The 16,973-nt window shown below is 31.7% G+C and carries 18 protein-coding genes; 5 read left to right on the forward strand and 13 right to left on the reverse strand.

Translation table 11 applies throughout. The features are described 5' to 3' along the window. The first annotated feature begins 42 nt into the window (after positions 1 to 42). Complete coding sequence (gene lpxK, locus BC748_RS11765; RefSeq protein WP_133533696.1) at positions 43 to 1,062, forward strand: tetraacyldisaccharide 4'-kinase; 1,020 nt, start codon at positions 43 to 45, stop codon at positions 1,060 to 1,062. After that, positions 1,034 to 1,846, forward strand: coding sequence for a purine-nucleoside phosphorylase (locus tag BC748_RS11770; protein WP_133533697.1), 813 nt, complete (start codon positions 1,034 to 1,036; stop codon positions 1,844 to 1,846). The genes lpxK and BC748_RS11770 overlap by 29 nt, the downstream gene beginning before the upstream one ends. On the opposite strand, the gene BC748_RS11775 is transcribed toward BC748_RS11770, so the two are convergent. From BC748_RS11775 to rluF, 10 genes are all read right to left on the reverse strand, one after another. Further along, positions 1,821 to 4,007, reverse strand: coding sequence for an ATP-binding protein (locus tag BC748_RS11775; RefSeq protein WP_133533698.1), 2,187 nt, complete (start codon positions 4,005 to 4,007; stop codon positions 1,821 to 1,823). The genes BC748_RS11770 and BC748_RS11775 overlap by 26 nt on opposite strands. A 44-nt stretch (positions 4,008 to 4,051) precedes the next feature. Next, a complete protein-coding gene (gene gap, locus BC748_RS11780; protein ID WP_133533699.1) occupies positions 4,052 to 5,041 on the reverse strand; it encodes a type I glyceraldehyde-3-phosphate dehydrogenase in 990 nt (329 codons plus the stop codon). A 3-nt stretch (positions 5,042 to 5,044) separates the two neighbouring features. After that, a complete protein-coding gene (lipA, locus tag BC748_RS11785; RefSeq protein WP_133533700.1) occupies positions 5,045 to 5,917 on the reverse strand; it encodes a lipoyl synthase in 873 nt (290 codons plus the stop codon). 110 nt (positions 5,918 to 6,027) lie between these two features. Beyond that, positions 6,028 to 7,257 carry a peptidylprolyl isomerase gene (locus BC748_RS11790; protein ID WP_133533701.1) on the reverse strand — a complete coding sequence of 410 codons (1,230 nt, stop codon included), beginning with the start codon at positions 7,255 to 7,257 and terminating at the stop codon, positions 6,028 to 6,030. A gap of 17 nt (positions 7,258 to 7,274) precedes the next feature. Continuing rightward, positions 7,275 to 8,393 carry a peptidylprolyl isomerase gene (locus BC748_RS11795; RefSeq protein ID WP_133533702.1) on the reverse strand — a complete coding sequence of 373 codons (1,119 nt, stop codon included), beginning with the start codon at positions 8,391 to 8,393 and terminating at the stop codon, positions 7,275 to 7,277. Further along, positions 8,386 to 8,967 (reverse strand): gliding motility-associated peptidyl-prolyl isomerase GldI, encoded by a 582-nt coding sequence (gldI, locus tag BC748_RS11800; RefSeq protein WP_133533703.1) that lies wholly within the window; start codon positions 8,965 to 8,967, stop codon positions 8,386 to 8,388. Before gldI ends, BC748_RS11795 begins: the two co-directional genes overlap by 8 nt. A 2-nt stretch (positions 8,968 to 8,969) precedes the next feature. Further along, positions 8,970 to 9,974 (reverse strand): DHH family phosphoesterase, encoded by a 1,005-nt coding sequence (locus BC748_RS11805; protein ID WP_133533704.1) that lies wholly within the window; start codon positions 9,972 to 9,974, stop codon positions 8,970 to 8,972. Positions 9,975 to 10,066: 92 nt separating this feature from the next. Then, complete coding sequence (locus BC748_RS11810; protein ID WP_133533705.1) at positions 10,067 to 10,528, reverse strand: hypothetical protein; 462 nt, start codon at positions 10,526 to 10,528, stop codon at positions 10,067 to 10,069. Positions 10,529 to 10,568: 40 nt separating this feature from the next. Next, complete coding sequence (gene crcB, locus BC748_RS11815) at positions 10,569 to 10,940, reverse strand: fluoride efflux transporter CrcB (protein ID WP_133533706.1); 372 nt, start codon at positions 10,938 to 10,940, stop codon at positions 10,569 to 10,571. Then, positions 10,941 to 11,735 (reverse strand): 23S rRNA pseudouridine(2604) synthase RluF, encoded by a 795-nt coding sequence (gene rluF / locus BC748_RS11820; RefSeq protein ID WP_133533707.1) that lies wholly within the window; start codon positions 11,733 to 11,735, stop codon positions 10,941 to 10,943. It abuts the gene before it with no gap. A gap of 114 nt (positions 11,736 to 11,849) precedes the next feature. On the opposite strand from rluF, the gene BC748_RS11825 reads away from it, so the two are divergent. The 3 genes from BC748_RS11825 (at position 11,850) to BC748_RS11835 (ending at position 14,146) form a co-directional block, all read left to right on the forward strand. After that, on the forward strand, positions 11,850 to 12,722 hold the full coding sequence (locus BC748_RS11825; protein WP_133533708.1) for a cyanophycinase: 873 nt from the start codon (positions 11,850 to 11,852) through the stop codon (positions 12,720 to 12,722). Between the two features lie 91 nt (positions 12,723 to 12,813). After that, positions 12,814 to 13,659 carry an isoaspartyl peptidase/L-asparaginase gene (locus BC748_RS11830; RefSeq protein WP_133533709.1) on the forward strand — a complete coding sequence of 282 codons (846 nt, stop codon included), beginning with the start codon at positions 12,814 to 12,816 and terminating at the stop codon, positions 13,657 to 13,659. Between the two features lie 10 nt (positions 13,660 to 13,669). Beyond that, positions 13,670 to 14,146, forward strand: coding sequence for a hypothetical protein (locus tag BC748_RS11835; RefSeq protein WP_133533710.1), 477 nt, complete (start codon positions 13,670 to 13,672; stop codon positions 14,144 to 14,146). 23 nt (positions 14,147 to 14,169) lie between these two features. Here the strand turns inward: BC748_RS11835 and bla are convergent, their stop codons facing one another. The 3 genes from bla to BC748_RS11850 all read right to left on the reverse strand — a co-directional run bounded on the left by bla (position 14,170) and on the right by BC748_RS11850 (position 16,879). Next, positions 14,170 to 14,928, reverse strand: coding sequence for a subclass B1 metallo-beta-lactamase (gene bla / locus BC748_RS11840; RefSeq protein WP_133533711.1), 759 nt, complete (start codon positions 14,926 to 14,928; stop codon positions 14,170 to 14,172). A gap of 486 nt (positions 14,929 to 15,414) precedes the next feature. Beyond that, positions 15,415 to 15,972, reverse strand: coding sequence for a hypothetical protein (locus BC748_RS11845; protein WP_133533712.1), 558 nt, complete (start codon positions 15,970 to 15,972; stop codon positions 15,415 to 15,417). Between the two features lie 154 nt (positions 15,973 to 16,126). Beyond that, positions 16,127 to 16,879 (reverse strand): hypothetical protein, encoded by a 753-nt coding sequence (locus BC748_RS11850; RefSeq protein ID WP_133533713.1) that lies wholly within the window; start codon positions 16,877 to 16,879, stop codon positions 16,127 to 16,129. Between the last annotated feature and the right edge of the window lie 94 nt (positions 16,880 to 16,973).

Below are 16,973 nucleotides of genomic sequence, written 5' to 3' on the forward strand. Positions count from 1 at the left end.
ATTTATTACCATTTCAAAGATAAAAAATTATACTTTCGTACTATGATTATTGTTAGAAAATTACTTTTTCCTTTTGCTATTCTTTACGGCTGGATAACTTCTTTAAGAAATTTTCTTTTTGACATCGGTGTTATAAAATCCTATTCTTTTGATATTCCTATAATTGCCGTTGGTAACCTTAGTGTTGGTGGAACAGGTAAAACGCCTCAAATAGAGTATTTAATTCGTTTGCTTTCGCCAAAATATTCGCTAGCGGTTTTAAGTCGTGGTTATAAACGAAAATCAGAAGGTTTTGTTTTGGCGGATAAAAACGCTACTGCCGCAATTCTTGGTGACGAACCATTTCAAATGTTTCAAAAATTCCCTCAAGTACAATTTGCCGTTGATGCTGATAGACGTAACGGAATTACAACTCTTTTGGCACAAAATGAAAAGCCACAAGTTATTTTATTGGACGATGCTTTTCAACACAGAAAAGTAAAAGCTGGACTTTATATCCTGTTGACAACTTATAACGACTTGTTTTGTGATGATTATATGTTGCCGACAGGAAATCTTCGCGAGAGTAGAAATGGAGCAAAAAGAGCTGATATGATAATTGTCACTAAATGTCCTAAAGATATTTCAGAACTTGCACAAAAAGAAATAATAAAACAAATTGGAACAGATAAAACCATTTATTTTAGTTATATTGATTATGATGAAAAAGTGTATGGAATGAATGGCGAAATCTCGGTAGTAGAAATAAAGCATACAGCTAAAGTTTTGTTAGCTGGAATTGCAAATCCAAATCCATTTTTCAATTATTTGCAAAAAGAAAAAGATACGTTGGCTGTTTTTGCTGATCATCATCAGTTTACTAAAAGTGAAATTGAAGCTGTTGATGAAAAAGCAGACGGTAGAATAATTATAACAACTGAAAAAGATTTTGTTAGATTAAAAAATTATTCGTTGAAATCATTGATTTATTATCTACCAATACAGAGTAATTTCGTTAAAAATAAAAAAGAATTTGATAAAAATATTTTAAATTATGTGGGAACAAGTACAACAAACAGTTGATTATATAAAGAATAAAACAGGTTTCACTCCGGAATATGGCGTTATTCTTGGCTCGGGATTAGGAAGTTTTACGGATGATATTGTAGTTGAACATACGCTACCATATAACGAAATTCCAAATTTTCCAGTTTCAACAGTTGAAGGACATAAAGGTGCTTTAGTTTTTGGAACTATAGGAACAAAAAAGGTTGTAGCCATGCAAGGTCGTTTTCATTACTACGAAGGTTATGACATGAAAGAAGTTACCTTTCCAGTTCGTGTATTGAAGTATTTAGGTGTAACTAAATTGATTGTTTCCAACGCTTCTGGTGGTGTAAATCCAAAGTATAAAGTAGGTTCGATTGTTTTAATAAAAGATCACATCAACATGATGCCAGAACATCCTTTGCGTGGAAAAAATGACAATCGATTTGGACCTCGATTTGTGAATATGAGCGAACCATACAGTCAAAAAATGATTGCCAAAGCAAAAGAATTGGCTAAAGAATTGCACATTGAAGTTCAAGATGGAGTTTACCTTGGTTTGCAAGGACCAACTTTTGAGACTTTATCAGAATACAAAATGGTAAAATTGCTCGGTGCAGACTGTGTTGGAATGTCAACAGTTCCTGAAGTAATTGTTGCGCGACATATGGATTTAGAAACCTTTGGACTTTCAGTCATTACCGATATGGGTAACGAAGAAAGTATCGAAAGTATTACGCATGAAGAAGTATTAGAAGCAGCTAAAAGTGCCGAACCACAAGTAAGAAGACTAATTAAAGAATTGATTGAGAAATACTAAGTGTTTGCGAAATAACACTATAGAATTTACTTGGTTCAAACGGTTTTGTTATTACATCAGTCATTCCATACGACAGTAACATTTCTCTGTTTTCATTCAGTGAAATTGCTGTCAAGGCAATGATTGGAATTCCTGTATTGAAGGTTCTAATTTGTTGAGTAGCAATAGTTCCATTTATTCCTGGTAGATGAACATCCATCAGTATTAAATCAAAAGTGTTTTGTTGTTTAATGGCTTCAACTGCTTCTTCACCGTTGTCTATGATTTTACATTTCATGCCTTTATTTTCAAGCATTTTTTTGGTAATCATTTGATTTATTTTGTTGTCTTCAACGATGAGCACATTTTTATTTTCTAGAATAGATTCATGATATTCAATAACTTTTTCAACTTCAATTTCTTTTTGACTTATTCCCAAGTTTAAATCAAAAGAAAAAGTAGAACCATTGTTTACTTCGCTTACTAGCTCAATTTCTCCGCCTAATAGTTCGATTAGTTTTTTCACAATCGTTAGTCCTAAACCAGTTCCACCATATTTTCGATTTATTTCTATCGAACCTTGAGAAAAACTATCAAAAATAGTCTGTTGTTTTTCAATAGGAATCCCGATTCCATTATCAATGATTTCAAAATGAATGGTTGCCTTTCCTTCGTTTATTCCAAATAATTCAGCAATAACTCTTACTTCGCCATTTTTGGTGAATTTTAACGCATTATTGATTAGATTCATAAAAATCTGTGACATTTTGGTAGGATCACCAATAATTACATCAGGAATTTTTTCGTCAATATCTAAAATGAAAGAGTTATTATTAATATTTGCCAGTTCTTTTAAAGAGCTTTGAATGTTGAATAGTAAAACTTTTAAATTGAAATCAGTGTATTCAATTTCGATATTTTCTGATTCAATTCTATTGATTTCGAGGATTTCATTAATAAAAGTGAGTAAATAATTTCCTGAAAACTTCAATGAATTCAAATAATGTAATTGTGTTTCTTTTGGTTTTTCTTCCAATAATAAGTGGGTAATTCCGTTGATTGCATTTAGCGGTGTTCGTAATTCGTGACTTACGGTTGATAGAAAATCGGCTCTAGCTTGTGATGCTTTTTCAGCTTTTTCTTTAGCAATTTCTAGTTCACTATTCTTTTCTTTTAATAAAATATTAGATTGGTTTCGAATGATATTGTTTTTATAGAGTGATAAACTCAAAAGCGATAAAATTGAAATTAACGCAATAGCTAAAATGCTTATTAATTTAGCAAATTTATTGGTTTTTTGTTGAGCAATATTTTCACGATTAATCTGTTCGATGGCTTTTAAACGTTCACTTTCTTTAAATGCAACATAATCATCAGCGCCTAATTTTTCATTATTTAATTGGGATAAACTATCTCTTAGAAATAAATGCGCTTTTAAGTATTGATGCGATTTTTTTAAGTCTAAAAGCTTTTCGTTTACAACACTTAATGAGGCTAAAATTTTAGTTTTTTGCTCTAAATTTTTATCTTTTTTATTTAGTTCAAAAGCTCTATTTAAATAATTGAGTGCTAGATTATTTCGGTTGCTTTTTTCCTCAATAGTTCCAAGTTGATAATAGGCTTCAGCTTTTGTTTTAAATACATCTTTACTATCAGGTTTTGCAATTATTTGATTGAAAAGTTGAGTCGCTAATTCAATTTTCCCTTTGTTTTTGTACAAAATTGCTTTTTGAAGATTTAGTAATTCTGAAGCGTCAATTTTTAATAAATCATAAATCGATTTTGCTTTGCTAAAGTTGCTTTCCGCTTTACTAAAATTTTGGATGTTCATGTAGCACATTCCCAACTCATAATAGCACAAAGCCGACTCGCTTGTTGGAGGTAAGGCTGAAAAAATTTCAATAGATTTAGATAAGGCATCTATAGCATCGGCATATTTTCTAATTTCATAATAAGTAACACCTAACGAATGTAGTGCTGTTGCTTTGCCATTGCTGTCATTTTTTTGATTGGCAAAATCAAAAGCTTTTTGAGAATAAGTTAATGAAAATTTATAGTTGTTGGTTTTTTTGTTGAAGTTTGCCATTTGGATGTAATACTCCGTACTATCAACTTCTTTGACGGTATTTTTTTGACCAAATAAAATTATTGGAATAAGGAATATTGGTAAAAACCACTTCATATATTACTGTTTATAACCTTTTAAGGACGCTAAATATATGAAAATTATTTTCTTAACAAAATTATTAAATCAATAATTCTAGAAGAGTAGCCAATTTCGTTGTCATACCAACCTACTACTTTGACCATTTTGTTAATTACTGAAGTTAATTGAGCATCAAAAAGGCAAGAATTTGTATTTCCAATGATATCAACCGATACGATTGGATCTTCAGTGTAAGCCATGATTCCCTTGAGGTTTGTATCTGATGCTTTTTTGAATGCAGAATTTATTTCTTCAATTGTAACTTCTTTTTTCACATAGCAAGTAATATCAGTCAAAGAACCATCAGGAACAGGAACACGAATACCACTTCCGCCAATTTTTCCTTCCATTTCGGGAAAAATTTTAGTCAAAGCCTTGGCTGCACCAGTTGTTGTTGGAACAATAGATTGACTTGCACCACGAGCACGGCGTAAATCTTTATGAGGTTGATCATGAAGACTTTGGTCAGTAGTGTAGGAGTGAACTGTTGTAATGTAAGCTTGTTCGATGCCGCAAAGTTCATTGATTATTTTAATCATTGGTGCAGCGTTGTTAGTTGTACAACTTGCATTGGAAACAATTTTTTCTGTTCCATCAAGAATAAACTCGTTGACACCTAGAACTACGGTTTTGATTTCAGGAACTTCGCTTGGAGCAGATAAAATTACTTTTTTAGCTCCAGCCAAAACATGTTGATTAATCTCTTTGAAAGTTTTGAATTTTCCGGTAGACTCAATTACAAAATCAACATTTCCCCAATTTAAATTACTGATTTCTTTTTCGTGAAAAAAGGTGAAATGTTTATTAGCTACAATAATTGAATTTTCATCGTATGAAACTTCACTTGGAAGAACTCCATGAATGCTATCATATTTAATTAAATGTGCCATTGTACGATTGTCTGCAATGTCGTTTATGGCAACAACTTCAATTGTTGGATGGTTTAAAAGTAATCGAAATAAATTGCGTCCAATTCGCCCAAAACCATTTATAGCTACTCTTGTTTTCAAATTTTAAAGTATGTGTTTTTCAGCATGATAACTTGAACGAACTAAAGCACCACTTTCAACATGGCGAAAACCCATTTCCTTTCCAATTTTTTCGTATTTTTCAAATTGTTCTGGTGTAATAAATTCCTTTACAGGTAAGTGTTTTTTGCTTGGTTGAAGATATTGACCAATAGTAACAATGTCAACATTATTATCTCTCAAGTCTTGCATGGTTTGAATTACTTCTTCTTCTGTTTCGCCCAAACCAAGCATAATTCCCGATTTTGTTCTGCGAATTCCTTTATCTTTTAAATATTTTAAAACGGCTAAACTTCTATCGTATTTTGCTTGAATGCGAACTTCTCTAGTTAATCTACGAACAGTTTCCATATTGTGTGAAACCACTTCAGGATTGGCTTCAACGATTCTATCGATAATTCTTTCTACACCTTGAAAATCAGGGATAAGTGTTTCAAGTGTGGTTGTTGGATTCATTCTCCGAATAGCTTCTACAGTTTCCAACCAAATTATAGAACCCATATCTTTTAAATCATCTCTGTCAACACTTGTGATAACAGCATGTTTGATTTTCATTATCTTAATTGAACGAGCTACTTTTTCTGGTTCATCCCAATCAACGGTTTCTGGTCTTCCAGTTTTAACACCACAAAAACCACAAGAACGTGTACAAATATTTCCTAAAATCATAAATGTTGCTGTTCCTTCGCCCCAACATTCGCCCATATTTGGACAACTTCCTGAGGTGCAAATTGTATTGAGTTTATATTTGTCAACTAAACCACGTAGTTCGGTATATTTTTGACCAATAGGTAATTTTACTTTTAACCATTTTGGCTTTCCTATTGGTGGTTGAACGCTATTGATTACGTTTTCCATTTCTATTTTATTAGTGAAGCAAAGATAACAATATTGAAAATAAGTTTATAGTTTAACTTTAGTTAAGTTTATCAAAAAAAAAGTCCCGATTTTTTCGAGACTTTTAGTTATTATTCTTTTTTTGCTGGAGCTTCAATCATTTCTATTTCAAAAATAATATTTGCATTTGGTGGAATTACGTTTCCTGCTCCGCGTTCTCCATATCCTAATTTTGAAGGAATAAATGCAATTGCTTTATCGCCGTAATTCATATTGCTTAAAGTTTCAATAAATCCAGGTATTAATCCGTCTTTTTTTCCATATTGGAAGGGAAACGGCTGATATCCGTTAGCTTTTGCTCTATTTTCGTCAAACTTTCCATATTCTTTATTAACAACATCATAGCTACTGTCGAATAAACTTCCATCTTCTAAATAACCGGCATAATGAATTAGAACATTAGTTCCATCGGCTGGTTTTTTTCCAGTTCCTTGTTTGATTATTTTATATTTTAAACCAGAAGGAGTTTCTGTAGCAGTAGCTTTTTCGTTATTTAGATAGGAAGCTTTTGCGGCTATAACAGCACCATATTTAGCATTGTATTCTGCTTTTTTTGTAGCTTCTGCTTCTGCGGCTTTTCTTTTGTTTTCAGCAGCAACTTCCGCTTCCATTTTATCTTCATTAGCCTTGTTTGCTATATAATCGGAAAAGATTTTTGTTGCGTCAAACTTTTTTGCATCAGCACCTTTTCTAACTATTGTAATTTTGTTAATCAAATCGTCTTGTTTTATTGCGTTTACAACATCCATTCCTGTAGTTACTTTTCCGAAAACAGTGTGTTTTCCGTCTAACCATGGAGTTTCTTTGTGAGTAATAAAAAACTGAGAACCATTTGTTTTAGGTCCAGAGTTTGCCATGGATAAAATTCCGCCACTGTTGTGCTTTAAATCAGCAACTATTTCATCTTTAAAAGCATAACCTGGTCCACCAGAACCGTTTCCTTGTGGATCGCCACCTTGTATCATAAAGTCAGCAATTACTCGGTGGAATTTTAATCCATTATAAAATGGTTTTCCTTTTAATTTTTCATCTTTAACTGCTGTATTGGTTCCTTCAGCAAGTGATATAAAATTGGCAACTGTAATTGGTGTTTTTTTGTATTCTAATGCTAAAACAATTTTTCCTTTAGAAGTTTCAATTTCAGCAAAAATACCATCAGTAGGATTAGCAGTTTGTGGTTTTGCAGCTGTTGCTGTTTTTGTAGCAGTTGGTTTTTTGGCAACTGGTTTTTTGGCTGTTTGAGCAAATGTAGTGGTCAAACCAAAAAGTAATAAAAAGAGAATGTTAATTTTATTTTTCATTGTTTATTTTATTTGTTTTAATTTTTATCTAATAATTCTACTTCGAAAATAATGTTTGCATTTGGCGGAATAACATCGCCTGCGCCTTGTTCGCCATAACCTAATTTTGAAGGAATAAAAAACACAGCTTTGTCACCAATATTCATTTTGTTTACACCTTCTACAAAACCTGGTATTAATTTGTTTGAACCAACTTGGTAGGGTAAAGCGCTATATCCATTTTGCATTGCTCTTTGTTCATCATAGAAACCAAAGGTTTTTGCTATTTCAGGATTGCTTGTATCAAAAAGCGTTCCATCTTCAAGAAATCCTGCATATTTTATGAAAACCTTTGTTCCTTCTTTTGGTTTGCTTCCTTTTGATTTTTCTGTAATTTTGTATTTCAATCCTGATGGAGTTTTTGTTGCGCTTTCTCTTAAATTATTGAAATAGTTAAGCTTTTGTTCGATTACTGCTTTGAATTTTTGAGCATAAATCCTTTTATTTTCTTCATCGATTGCTTGTTGTTTTTTTAAGTTTTCGTTTTCTTTTTTGAAATAATCACTAAAAACTTTAACAGCATCGAACTTTTTCACATCTTCTCCTTTTCGAATGATTGTTACTTTGTTAAGTCTATCGCCTTGCTTTATTGCATTAACAATATCTAAACTTTCTGGATTTGCAATTTCACCAAAAACGGTATGTTTACCATCAAGCCAAGGTGTTTCAACGTGAGTTATAAAAAACTGACAACTATTTGTTCCAGGACCAGAATTTGCCATAGAGAGAATTCCGGGTTTGTCGTGTCTTAAATCCGTGATTTCATCTTTGAAAGTATATCCTGCATCACCAGCGCCATTTCCTAATGGATCACCAGTTTGAATCATGAATTTATCAATTACTCTATGAAAAGATATATCATCAAATAAATTTTTTCCTTTGCATTCTTCTGAAGCAAATGGATTTTTCCCTTCCGCTAAGGTGACAAAATTAGCTACTGTAATTGGTGTTTTTTTGTATTCTAATTCCAAAAGAATTGTTCCTTTTGACGTTTCAAGTTCGGCGTAAAGTCCATCTTTTAAATTGCTGTGTTCGTCCTTACAAGAAGTTAGTAAAAAGGATGAAGCTAAAAAAAGAGCTAAAAATTTTCTATTCATTTTTGATAACATTGTTTGGTGTTGCTTTATTTTCGGGTTTAAAATCGTTTAATGTGACAGTACAAATTATAGGTTCATTCGTGCCAATTCGTTTCTCATCACCATGATAACCAAATCCCATGTGTGAAGGAAAAAGAAAAGTAACTTTTTCGTTTTTACGCATTAATTTTATTCCATCTCGCAAACCCATCATGATATTTTGTTTATCAACCGCATAGACTTGTGGTCTTAGTTCAACATCAGAATAAATGACGTTTCCTTTAAAATCCTTTATTTCATAATCAAAAAAAGCGATGTCACCTTTTCTTGGGCGTAAAGTATCTTTTTCGTTTCGGATATCATAACTGTACCAATATCCTTTTTTGGATGCAAAATATTTAATTTTCGGATTGCTTTTGATGATAGAGTCGATTCTTCCTTCTTCGCCAGCTACTAATTTTTTATTACGTACAATCGATTCTTTCATAAAAGTTCCAGACGAACGCGAAACTGGCATTCGTTCTTGTGGTTGTTTACAACTTATTAAGTTTGTCATAAAAACCAATACTACTATTATTTTTATTGTGTTTTTCATTTTTAGATACTAATTTTTGAAATTAAATTTTCAAATTTCTCAATGGTTTTTTTTAAACTTTCGTATGATTTTCCTCCAGCAGCATTGATATGTCCGCCACCGTTGAAATGATCTCGGGCAAATTGATTTACATCAAAACTACCTTGAGAACGGAACGATATTTTAATAATGTTTTCATCACGATGCTCAATAAAAATAGCTGCAAAAACAATACCTTTTATAGTCAAACCATAATTAACAACGCCTTCTGTATCACCTTTTTCATAGTGGAATTCGTCTAATTCTTTTTGAGAAAGTGAAATATAGGACGTTTTAAATTCTGGAAAAACTTTCATGTTTTGTAAAGCTCTTCCAAGGAGTTGCAGCCTATTGTATGAGTTGTTGTCAAAAAGCTGATTGTGAATTTCACTATTTTCAATTCCTAAATCTATCAGTTCAGCAACAATTTTGTGTGTGTTGCTTGTTGTTGACGGAAAACGAAACGAACCTGAGTCAGTGGTTATTCCTGTATAAATGCATGTTGCGATAGTTTTATCTATCAATTCTTTTTTATCAAGGAAAGAGATAAAATTATAAATCATTTCACATGTTGATCCAAAAATAGTATCCGAATAAGTGTAAGTAGCATACGAATCTGGTTTTTGATGATGGTCAATCATTATCATTGGAACGGTTACTTTATTTAGCACTTGTTCCATTTCTCCGGTTCGGTGTAAAGCATTAAAATCTAGTGTGAAAACCATTTCTGCCTCTTGTATTACTTTAGTACAATTAGCTCTATCATTTTCAAAAATCAAAACAGTTTCTGAACTTGGCAACCAAGCTAAAAAATTAGGAAAATCATTTGGTGCAATGACAACAGGTTGATGGTTCATTTTCAAAAGAAAATGATATAGTGCTAAAGTTGAACCCATAGCATCTCCATCGGGACTTCTATGTGGAATGATGGCAATTTTTTTTGGTGTTGCCAATAAATTATGAATGGCTAAAATATCTTCTTTTTTCATAGACGGCGAAATTACAAAAATTGAACACAGATTTTACAGTTTGTAGTAGTTTTTAATTATTTGTAATGTAAAGAATGTATCAAAAAGCTTTTTCACAATTTTTCTTTTTCAATGATTTTATACTTCCATCGGTTTGAATGATGACCATTATTAAAATCGGGTAATAAAGCACCAATTGTTGTTGAAATTCCGCCAGAAGTGATAAGAATTAAAGCGCTTGGAATATCAACTAAAATTAAAATTGTACCTATTACTACTGTTGATGCGCCAATAAAAATCAAACCAGCGCTCGCAAAAGAACTACCAACCGATCTTCTTTTAAATACAATTATATCGTTTAGAAGTATTTTTTTTCCTTTTAATTCTATTGAAGTGCTGTCAATTATTTTCAATCTGCCGAAATATTTTTTTCCATCAATTGTTTTTACTTTAACTCTAGTGTTTTCTTTTAATATAATTGTTTTTCCTGTTTGATTGTTTGTAACTTGAACTGCATTGGTTTGTGAAAATAGTTGACAAGAAAAAAGTAGAAGGATAAAAATAATTTTTTTCATTTTGTTGATAATTTTCCGTTAAACCAGTTTTTTTTAATTGTTATTTTGATAAAAATAATCCAAGCCAAACGGCAAAAAGTCCAGAAATAATACTCGCAGCAATGTAGGCAAATGCTAAAAAGGAATTATTATTTTGAAAAAGATTAAAATTTTCCATCCCAAAAGTTGAGAAAGTAGTGAAACCTCCACAAAATCCGGTGATTAAAAACCATTTTAAGTTGCCGTCTGTCATGTTGTTTTTCTCTAACAAACCAATGGAAACACCAATCAGAAAACAACCCACAACATTGGTTAAAAAAGTAGCTAATGGAAAATGATTGGACCAAAACTTAGCTACAAAAAGGGATGTCAAAAACCGCAACACGCTTCCAATTGCGCCACCTAATGCTATATATAAAATGGTTTTTAGCATTTATTTTTTGGTATTGTTTTTATTGATTTTGAATTTGTTATTGCCAATGCCATTGACTTTTGAAAAACTTGCTTCTTCTGTTTTGCTTGAAGGTTCAATCAATTTATTTAATTGTTTGATTTCGTCATCGCTTAAATCACGGTAACGTCCAACAGGAATATCAAGTGAAATGTTAATGATTCGTGTGCGTTTTAGTGCCGTAACTTCGTAGTCTAGGTATTCACACATTCTACGAATTTGACGGTTTAAACCTTGTGTTAAGATGATTTTAAAAACAAATTTACTGATTTGTTCTACTTTACATTTTTTGGTAACAGTATCGAGAATTGGAATTCCATTGCCCATTCGTTGAATAAATCGATCGGTAATTGGTCGGTTTACGGTAACGATGTATTCTTTTTCGTGGTTGTTTCTAGCGCGGAGAATTTTGTTAACAATATCACCATCATCAGTCATGAAAATCAAACCTTCACTGGCTTTGTCCAATCGACCAATTGGAAAAATTCTCTTAGGATAATTGATATAATCTACAATATTATCGCGAACATTTTGATTGGTTGTACATTCAATTCCAACCGGTTTATGAAAAGCTAGATAGATTGGTTTTTCTGTTTTTTCTCGAATTAATTTTCCGTCTACACGAATTTCATCTTCTGCAGAAACTTTAGTTCCTAGTTCTGGAACTACACCATTTATGGTAATTCGTCCTTGTTCTAATAATTTATCCGCTTCACGGCGAGAACAATAGCCCGATTCGGAAAGAAATTTATTGATTCGTGTTTGATTGATTTCCATATCGCAAATATACTATTTTTTGAAGTTATTATTTTTGATAAGTTCGTTGATAAGTTCGTTTCAAAAAACAGAAAAAAGATTTGTAAATAGTAAGTTTTTGTTATTTTTACCCACATGAATATACAAGGAAAACTTATAATAATTGGTGGCGCTGTTGATAAAGGTAGTTTCACCGAAACTGATTTAGACAAAAACGCTCCAAAAAATTTAAATTTCTTCGAAGAAGGTATTTTGAAGCGAATAATTAAAGAGTCTAAAAATAAAGAACAATCTCGAATTGAAGTGATTACTACTGCCTCCAAAATTCCAAGAGAAATTGGACCAGAATATGTAAAAGCATTTCGCTATTTGGGTGCAGAAAATGTAGATGTTCTTCATATTGAGAGAAGAGAACAAGCTAGTGAAACTGAAATTCTTGATCGATTGAAATCGGCAGATGTAGTTATGTTTACAGGCGGTGATCAACTTCGATTGACTTCAATTCTAGGTGGAACGCCATTTGATGAAATTCTTATTTCTAAATATCGTAACGAAGATTTTGTGTATGCCGGAACTTCGGCTGGAGCAGCAGCTGCTTCTAATAGTATGATTTACCAAGGAAGTAGCAGCGAAGCATTGTTGAAAGGTGAAGTAAAAATTACGTCTGGTTTAGGATTGATTGACGATGTGGTTATTGATACGCATTTTGTGCAACGCGGGCGAATTGGTCGTTTGTTTCAAGCGGTTGTTGGCAACCCAAAAGTACTTGGAATTGGACTTGGAGAAGATACAGGTTTGTTGATTACAAATGGTCGTCAAATGGAAGCGATTGGTTCTGGATTAGTAATTTTAGTAGATGGAAGAGAAGTAAAAGATACAAATTTGACACAAGTAGAATTAGGTCAGCCGATTTCAATCAACCATTTGGTAACGCACGTTATGAGCAATCATGACAGATTTGATTTGGATACTTTTAAAATGACAATTCACTCTTCACAATACGTTTAATATAGATTATTAGACTTCTTAGATTGTTAGAACATTTAGATGTTTTTCAGAATTTAATAAGTCTAGCAATCAAGCAATCTAATATTCTAAGATGTCTAAAATAATCATCCACGGAGGATTTTTCTCGGAATCATCCACTAATAACGAAACCAAAGTTGCCAAACAACAGGCGTTACTACGTATTGTGAGAGATTCGTATAATTATTTGCAAAATCACTCAGCAGTTGAAACGGTTGTTCATGCCACATCTCTTTTGGAAGACGATGCATTGTTCAATGCTGGAATTGGTTCTCAGATTCAAAGTGATGGAAAAATCAGGATGAGTGCTTCTTTGATGGATTCTACTACGATGAAAATGAGTGGTGTGATTAATATTGAAGAAGTAAAAAATCCAATTCAAGTTGCGGAAGTTTTAATGAATGTTGATGACCGAATTCTCAGTGGAGAAGGAGCAACTGATTTTGCTAGAAAAAATGGTTTTGAAAAATTCTCTACCGAAATTCCACAACGAAGAAAAGAATATGAAGCCAAATTAGCTTCAACTGGAACGGGAACAGTTGGTTGTGTCGCTTTGGATAACGAAGGACGAATTGCTGTTGCTACTTCAACGGGTGGAAAAGGTTTTGAAATTGTTGGTCGAGTTTCTGATTCGGCTACGGTTGCCGGAAATTATTGTAACGAATTTTGTGGCGTAAGTTTAACTGGTGTTGGCGAAGATATTGTTAGTGGTGCAGTGGCTGCCAAAATTGTAACTCGTGTAACGGATGGATTTTCGTTAGAACAAGCATTTGAAAAAACCTTTGCTGAGCTAAAACCCTTTGACGGTTTTGCAGGCGCAATTGCTATTGATAAAAACGGAAATATCTTCCATCAAGATTCGCATCCAAGTATGGTTTTTGCCAGTTTTGATGGAGAAAATGAAGAAGTTTTTAATTAGTTTATATAATATGAAAAGAGTTTTATTTGCATTTATTGCTTTAAGTACAATTTTAATAGGATGTTCATCCGATAGTGATTCGAAATCCTTTGAGTCAACAATTAAAATAGATGGCGTTTCTTTTTTACCAAAAGAGATTACAGCTTATCCATTAAATAGTTCTTTTGAAAAATCTTTAATATTTGTTTTGAAAAAGAACTTAGACACTCCAATGGATTTGGATGAAATGGTTTTTAGGATAAATTATCCTTTGACACAGGCGGATGCTTCTGGAACTTATTTGATGACTGGAATGCAAGGCACAGGAAATTACACTAAAGCGAATAATAGTTATTTGTTCTTTAATGGAAATATTGTTGTTGAAGATTTAGGGAATAATAAATTCAATATCTCTTTTCAAAATGTAAAAGGATCCGAAGGTAATGGCTCTACAACAGTGATCACAGTCACAGGAAGTATTAGCGGAAAGTTTCAAGAAAGTAATTAGTCTTTCTTCTTAGACATTTTGTATTACTTGTTTGCAAACAATTTGATGGTATAGTCTAATAATTTTGTGCTACCATAATCGCCATGACCTGGAACTACAATTTTTAGGTTGGGATATTCCTTTTTAATTTTTTCTACGGTTTTTGACCATTCGGCTGTATTTGCATCGCCTAAATAACCTTTTGTGGCTTTTAATTCTTTAATCAAACAACCACCAAAAAGAACATTTTCACTCGGAAAATAACCCACAATGTTATCTTTGGTATGTCCTTCGCCGAAAAATTTTGCGATGATTTGTTCATTACCAACGTTTAAAACTAGCGAATCGTTAAAACTGTTTTGAGGTAAAGTTTCGTTATTATTTTTAGCAAATTCTATCGTTTTGAAATAAGAATAAGAAGGAATATTTTTGTTATGAAAAGCTGTTAAACCTGCTAAACAATCATTGTGAAAATGTGTTGGAATGATAGCATTTATTTTTGCTTGTTGCGTTTCAGATATCCATTTAATTAATTCTTCGGAAGTAGTGTTGCTTGTAGGTGTGTCAAAAATGATTGTTTCCTTGTTGTTGCTAACTATTAAACCATTGCATGGCACATTTCCGAAATCTTGGGTTTGTAAAAAAGAAGTATGGACAAAAGCGTTTTTTGAGACTTGAGTAATGATTAGATCATTGGATTTGTAAACTTCTTTAGATTGAAAAGCTTCACTTTTTTTTGAACCACAACCTAAATTTAATAATGGGATGATTGTTAGAAGTAGCAGTCTTGATAAGGTTTTCATTTTTTTGGAAGTACTTTTTTTCAAAAGTACAAAACTCTTTCAAATGGTAAGATTGGAAAGTAATATTAGAGATAATTATAAAGGAATATTACCCCTATACTATTACTACTTGTGACTTTTTATGTTAAAGGTTGCTGATGTTTCATTTGCGTATACATAAGTACAAACAAGGATTGCAATGCTATTAGTAGTTATATTAAAACTGATATCAAGCTTGTTAAAAATACAAACACGATATGTAATATTAAAAACAAGTATTTTAATACTAAAAACAATCATGGTATTACTAAAAACTATTATTGTATTAATACAATATACTATTGTAAAAATTACAACTAATATTGCAAAAACTAAAAGTCAATTAGTAATACTATAAACTAACTATTCAAAACTATTGATTGATTGTGGAGTAAACTTATCCTTTGCAGCTAGTTAAGTTTTTTTGATTTGTGAAGTAAGAAGAGAAGGATTTATAGCCTTTTGGGCTTATCTTTCATAGGTTACATAGGTAGTACCAGTTACTGTATAATTTTCGGAACTTGAAGAAGCGTTGTCAATTTTTAGTTTCAACCGGTTGTTTGTAAGTTCGATAATCTGAGATGATAATTCATATGAACCTGGCTCATTTGGTTCGATGTCATAAAATCTGGTGATTAAATTATTATTATTTATACTCCATTCACCAATGTGAACACCTTCTTGCTGGTTTTCATTGGAGTTAATTTGATAAAAAAATGAGTTTGATTGATTTTGACTATTAGTCTGAATAACATCTACAACATAACTTCCATTCGTATTTATAAACTTAGGATTGTTGGTGAATTCAATAGTATAATTAAAATCACCTCCATTTGAAGTTTCTGTTATTCCAGTTTCTGCTGTAGTTCGTGTCGAAGTGTATTCTATTAAGTTCCATGTTCCAAGAATGGCGGTTTCAAAATTTTGAGAATTAGTTTCATTATCACTTGAAGAACAGGATGCAATAATTAGAAATAGGCAAAAAATAGTTGATTTTATAATGGAGTGTTTGGTTTTAGATTTCATGGGTGTGTGTTTTTTAAAGGTTTTCGGCTTTATTAATAATTGATGAACTAAGACCAAGCCTTAGCAAATATAACCAAAACTTTAAATTAAAAACTTTTGCCATTTCAAATAAATCCTATGCTTTGCCATTTCTTGAAACCTCTGTTAGCAGTGGCTATTTTTGCTTATCCCAAACTTCAAGCATTGCTTTTAAATCATTATATTCCTCCGAAAAAGCTCCATCAATTTTATATTTATCCTTGAATTTATAAAAATACTCTCGAGCTTTTTTATTTTCTGATATTGTTGATATAAAAAGTCGATTTAAAAGTTCCATTTTTCTATCATCTATTTTTTCATCTGCGTTTTCATATTCATTTAACGTTTTAGCAATTTCCTTTTCAGAATATCTTTTTATATTTTTATTTATGAAATGTTTTTTGATTACTTTATTGTTTTCAAAATATACTTTAACAATTACCCAAATGTTAGTTTCGTAATTCCTGTCTTTTTTTGTTGGTAAATCAATAAGCTCTTCAACAATTAAAGTATCATTTTTTGTTCTTAAATTACATGTTTGAGTGGCATCCCAAAAATCAATTATATTTTTTTCTCCGCAAACTGACAATACAAATTCTGAAAAATTTATTGGTTTGTTTTCAATATTTCTATAACCACATAAAGCTATTCTTTTTCCGTTTGATAATTTATAAACAGTATCAGTTTTTGTTCCAGTTATATCATTTTCTCCACATTTACATTCTTCATTAGTAACTTTCAAAACTGCTAAATTATCTTTTTGTAATCCTTCGGGATTTGGAATTAATTCTCTATTTTGGTTATATTCAGTTTTGTTTTCACTTGATTGCTTGCAAGAAAGAAATAGGAGCAAAGTGATAAATGTTAGTATCTTAAGTTCGTTTCTCATATTGTTACTGCCAAACCCAAATGTACAAAAGTCTTTCAATTACCCAAATATCATTCGTATGGACTAAATCAAAAAACCTCTTAACAATGTCAAG

The organism is Flavobacterium dankookense (assembly GCF_004362665.1).
GTDB lineage: Bacteria > Bacteroidota > Bacteroidia > Flavobacteriales > Flavobacteriaceae > Flavobacterium > Flavobacterium dankookense.

Excerpts from the sequence above, each read along its gene's own strand:
- lpxK (WP_133533696.1), top strand. The coding sequence starts at position 43 with ATGATTATTGTTAGAAAATTACTTTTTCCTTTTGCTATTCTTTACGGC.
- BC748_RS11770 (WP_133533697.1), top strand. The coding sequence starts at position 1,034 with ATGTGGGAACAAGTACAACAAACAGTTGATTATATAAAGAATAAAACA.
- BC748_RS11775 (WP_133533698.1), bottom strand. The coding sequence starts at position 4,007 with ATGAAGTGGTTTTTACCAATATTCCTTATTCCAATAATTTTATTTGGT.
- lipA (WP_133533700.1), bottom strand. The coding sequence starts at position 5,917 with ATGGAAAACGTAATCAATAGCGTTCAACCACCAATAGGAAAGCCAAAA.
- BC748_RS11790 (WP_133533701.1), bottom strand. The coding sequence starts at position 7,257 with ATGAAAAATAAAATTAACATTCTCTTTTTATTACTTTTTGGTTTGACC.
- BC748_RS11795 (WP_133533702.1), bottom strand. The coding sequence starts at position 8,393 with ATGAATAGAAAATTTTTAGCTCTTTTTTTAGCTTCATCCTTTTTACTA.
- gldI (WP_133533703.1), bottom strand. The coding sequence starts at position 8,967 with ATGAAAAACACAATAAAAATAATAGTAGTATTGGTTTTTATGACAAAC.
- BC748_RS11805 (WP_133533704.1), bottom strand. The coding sequence starts at position 9,974 with ATGAAAAAAGAAGATATTTTAGCCATTCATAATTTATTGGCAACACCA.
- BC748_RS11810 (WP_133533705.1), bottom strand. The coding sequence starts at position 10,528 with ATGAAAAAAATTATTTTTATCCTTCTACTTTTTTCTTGTCAACTATTT.
- crcB (WP_133533706.1), bottom strand. The coding sequence starts at position 10,940 with ATGCTAAAAACCATTTTATATATAGCATTAGGTGGCGCAATTGGAAGC.
- rluF (WP_133533707.1), bottom strand. The coding sequence starts at position 11,735 with ATGGAAATCAATCAAACACGAATCAATAAATTTCTTTCCGAATCGGGC.
- BC748_RS11825 (WP_133533708.1), top strand. The coding sequence starts at position 11,850 with ATGAATATACAAGGAAAACTTATAATAATTGGTGGCGCTGTTGATAAA.
- BC748_RS11830 (WP_133533709.1), top strand. The coding sequence starts at position 12,814 with ATGTCTAAAATAATCATCCACGGAGGATTTTTCTCGGAATCATCCACT.
- BC748_RS11835 (WP_133533710.1), top strand. The coding sequence starts at position 13,670 with ATGAAAAGAGTTTTATTTGCATTTATTGCTTTAAGTACAATTTTAATA.
- bla (WP_133533711.1), bottom strand. The coding sequence starts at position 14,928 with ATGAAAACCTTATCAAGACTGCTACTTCTAACAATCATCCCATTATTA.
- BC748_RS11845 (WP_133533712.1), bottom strand. The coding sequence starts at position 15,972 with ATGAAATCTAAAACCAAACACTCCATTATAAAATCAACTATTTTTTGC.
- BC748_RS11850 (WP_133533713.1), bottom strand. The coding sequence starts at position 16,879 with ATGAGAAACGAACTTAAGATACTAACATTTATCACTTTGCTCCTATTT.